Here is a 293-nt window from a genome sequence, read left to right as displayed (position 1 = left end):
TTCGATAAGGGCTTCTACTCACTGGGGTTACTCCATGCCTGGCAACGCCAGGGCGTAGCGCGTCACTGGCTTATTCCGCTGAAAAAGGGGGCTCAATACGAGGTCATCCGCAAGCTGGGGCGGCAGGATGTGCTGGTACGCCTCAGAGCCAGTCCGCAGGCCAAGAAGAAGTGGAGCGAGTTGCCGGAGCAGTTCGAAGCCCGGCTGCTGACCCGGACGGTAAACGGCAAGGAGCGGCAGGTGCTGACCTCGCTCACCGACCCGCTGCGCTTCCCGGCCAGCGAGTTGATGGA

1 pseudogene is annotated in these 293 nt (G+C 62.5%); it reads left to right on the top strand.

Going from position 1 to position 293, the window contains the following annotated elements:
* Positions 1-293 (top strand): annotated as a pseudogene (locus J9892_RS21415) (IS4 family transposase); the annotation flags it as partial.

Origin of the sequence: Aeromonas sp. Prich7-2 (assembly GCF_017939255.1) — a bacterium.
GTDB classification, from domain to species: Bacteria; Pseudomonadota; Gammaproteobacteria; order Enterobacterales; family Aeromonadaceae; genus Aeromonas; species Aeromonas caviae.
Note: the sequence above shows the minus strand (reverse complement) of the source record. Positions and strands in the feature narration are given on the sequence as shown.